General features: G+C 35.2%; 3 protein-coding genes. All 3 read left to right on the forward strand.

Annotated features, from left to right (window positions below):
• The first annotated feature begins 44 nt into the window (after positions 1–44).
• The 3 genes from F6K22_RS37230 (at position 45) to F6K22_RS37240 (ending at position 2,621) form a co-directional block, all read left to right on the forward strand.
• Positions 45–560, forward strand: a complete 516-nt coding sequence (locus tag F6K22_RS37230) for a DUF1838 family protein (protein WP_293109788.1) — start codon at positions 45–47, stop codon at positions 558–560.
• 170 nt (positions 561–730) lie between these two features.
• Positions 731–916, forward strand: a complete 186-nt coding sequence (locus F6K22_RS37235; RefSeq protein WP_293109790.1) for a hypothetical protein — start codon at positions 731–733, stop codon at positions 914–916.
• Between the two features lie 1,030 nt (positions 917–1,946).
• The gene (locus F6K22_RS37240) at positions 1,947–2,621 is read left to right on the forward strand and encodes a response regulator transcription factor (RefSeq protein WP_293109791.1); all 675 of its coding nucleotides are present in this window, start codon (positions 1,947–1,949) and stop codon (positions 2,619–2,621) included.
• Positions 2,622–3,064: the final 443 nt, after the last annotated feature.

The raw sequence follows: 3,064 nt of genomic DNA on the forward strand, positions 1-3,064 counted from the left end.
ACTTGGAAAAATCCCTGGACTGATGAAATTTTGCTGTGCTTCATGTGGCCAATAATCCCGTACAGGGATTATTTAAAAGGCCAATGCCAGCATTAGTTGATGAGGAGTTGACTACTTATAAGTTTGACCTATTTTCTAGCTATCCTAACCCCCTCGCTGATGACCCGAAGTTTGCTGAATATAGTCCCCAACCTCTCTATCAAGCGACCGAACTGTTTAAGTTAACAGTATCTACGGCAGATTTGCAAAATCCTGAGACTACTTCTGTATCTAAGGTAATGTTGGCATGGGATAGAGTTGGCCCTTGGTTGCCATGGATGAAAATGGGCGATCGCCCCGGTTATCTTATTTATAGTGCCTGGGGTGGGAAGGTTGCTAGTGTGGCAGAATTACCTTTATTAATTCAAGATGAAATTAATACTCGTGTTCCTTTATTTAAAAATGCTGCTAAGTCTCTTTTAGATCGGGATGATGTTACTTCTTGGATTTATTTTAAACAAAATTTTGATGCTTATTTGAAGGGGGAAAAATTTCCCATTCCGATGCAGGAAGTTGAGTAGAAAAGACTGGTTTGAAGCCTCGCCCATAAGCGGGGGATTTTATTATTTGTTTAGGTTTGATAAGTGAGGTATCATATTGTTAGTTTATAGTTAATTTATGAAAGCTATATTTAAGTCTCGTATTTCTCCTACTGTTGGAGAAAAACACCTATTAACAAAGCTATTTAGTTGTGTTTGCAGGCGCAAAACTTAGTCAACACGCTGTTGGGAACGATAGTCTAGCTAACTGTAAAAAAAAGCATAGTTCAGGAGAGAAAAAAACGACTAATACTGAACTACAAAAACTCTTGATTACTCAAGCAAAAAAAACAGAAAATAGAGAATGTCTATCAGAAGTACCTGTAGTCTTATTTTAGCCAAAATTGAATGATTTAAACCCTAGGGGCCAATTGCCTTTTGCCCCTAGTAAAACTTTTTCAAGTCTACAAAGGTTCAAAGAAAAGGTAAGCCATTGACATACTCTCCGGCATGTTAGTGAAGCTCCTCTGTTAGCGAAGCATTCCGAAGGAAAGGAGGCATTCGCTGCCTAACAGCTTATCACTCCAGAAAATACTGTTTAAGGAGTTAAGATATTTGTGATACGATAGTCAAATAAGAAAAAAATACTACAGAGTTGCTAGTACATAGCCTCGCTTTATTTATTATTGATTCTGATCTAAAACTCACCGGAAATATATTATTTAATCTTGATTTACTCCTCTAGGTTTCTTAAATATTTAGCTTTTTCGGATAAGTATAATAATAGACCCAATAATGAGAAATGCAACTCCCCACCAAAGTGAATTACCTGGTAAAATCTTGAGCAAAAGAGTCACGATACCTGAAGTAATCAGAGACGATCCTATTGTTGTTTGATATTTAATCATGATAAATAAAAATCCTTGAGTCAGGGGCAGAGCACTTTAATCCCGATATCCTAATACAATTATTAAGTATGGGGTAGTTCTGCTATGGTTTATGGTTTCTAGGCTAACTGAAAAACTCGATAAAAACTTCTATCCATAGACTTAAAAATTTAAATTCATTCAAACTTTCTTTTCTATTCTATAAATTTACCAAAATTGAACCCCAAAAACAGTTTTTTGTCCTGTATTTCCCACATTGCAGGACTCACCCATGCATATGAAATTATACACAATTTGTAGGGGCTAACGGCCGTTAGCCCCTATCATATATGATGGTTATGCGTAAGTCCTGTATTGTTTAACTTCTATCTGATTAATATGAATTTAGATGCGTTGCCCCTGTCTTAGCTAGTATAAATAACTATTTTTGGCAGATACCCATTAAAAAAATCAATTTTGCTTTTATACTAAGATAGATTGTTTTATGCTATTTTTGGCGAAGATATCTCAATTTAATTTTTGACTAGCTTAGGTATGGGCTATGACTTCTAACATTCTGATAGTTGAAGATGAAGCAAAACTAGCTCAATTTATAGAGTTAGAACTTAAATATGAAGGTTATCAAGTAACTGTGGCTAATGATGGATTTACAGGACTAACAATGGCACGGGAAATTAAGCCAGATTTGATAATTCTTGACTGGATGTTACCAGGTTTATCGGGGTTAGAATTATGTCGCCGTCTGCGAACTACTGGGGATAAAGTACCAGTTATTTTGTTAACAGCTAGAGATGATGTAACAGATCGGGTGGCTGGTTTAGATGCCGGAGCAGATGATTATGTGTTAAAACCTTTTAGTGTTGAAGAATTATTGGCTAGAGTTCGGGCACATCTCCGAAGAACTCAAGAACCTAATCCCGATTTATTAATGTTTGATGACCTGAGTTTAAACCGAAGTACAAGGGAAGTTTATCGCGGTAATAGGGAAATTGAATTAACAGCAAAAGAGTTTGATTTATTGGAATATTTAATGGCTCATCCTCGACAAGTTTTGACAAGAGATAGAATTTTGGAAACTGTCTGGGGTTATGATTTTATGGGAGATTCTAATATTATTGAAGTTTATATTCGTTATTTACGTTTGAAGTTAGAAGCAAATCAGGAAAAACGTTTAATTCAAACTGTGCGAGGGGTAGGTTATGTTTTGCGTGATTAACTTATACCGTTTCACGGAAGTTAAAAGTTAAAAGTTGAAAGTTAAAAGTAATATTTTATAGGCTCAAAAACTTTTCTCTGTGCGACATGAAAGACCCGCTCAGTAATTTCAGGAAATTATTTCACATAGGCAGTTTGAAACTATTTTTGACATCTTTAAAGTGAATTGGTATTAGGCAGAAAAATATAGATTTTTGGCTGGAGCAGCTCATCTGGCAACAGGCAAGATATTTTTAGGAAAAAGGCACGAAAAATTATTTACTAGGTGACTTTTACCGAATAATTAATAATTAAGGCTCTCCTAGACTGGTTATAGTTTCTTAGTAGTTGAAATAGCTCTAAACCCTTAAATAGCAGACAATTCAACCTTTAGGAAAATCCCTTTTGATTAGAATTGCTTTTTTCTATTCATATAACTATTGCTATGCAAGGATTATAGAGTTC

Origin of the sequence: Okeania sp. SIO2F4, assembly GCF_010672385.1 — a bacterium.
Classification (GTDB): Bacteria; Cyanobacteriota; Cyanobacteriia; order Cyanobacteriales; family Microcoleaceae; genus Trichodesmium.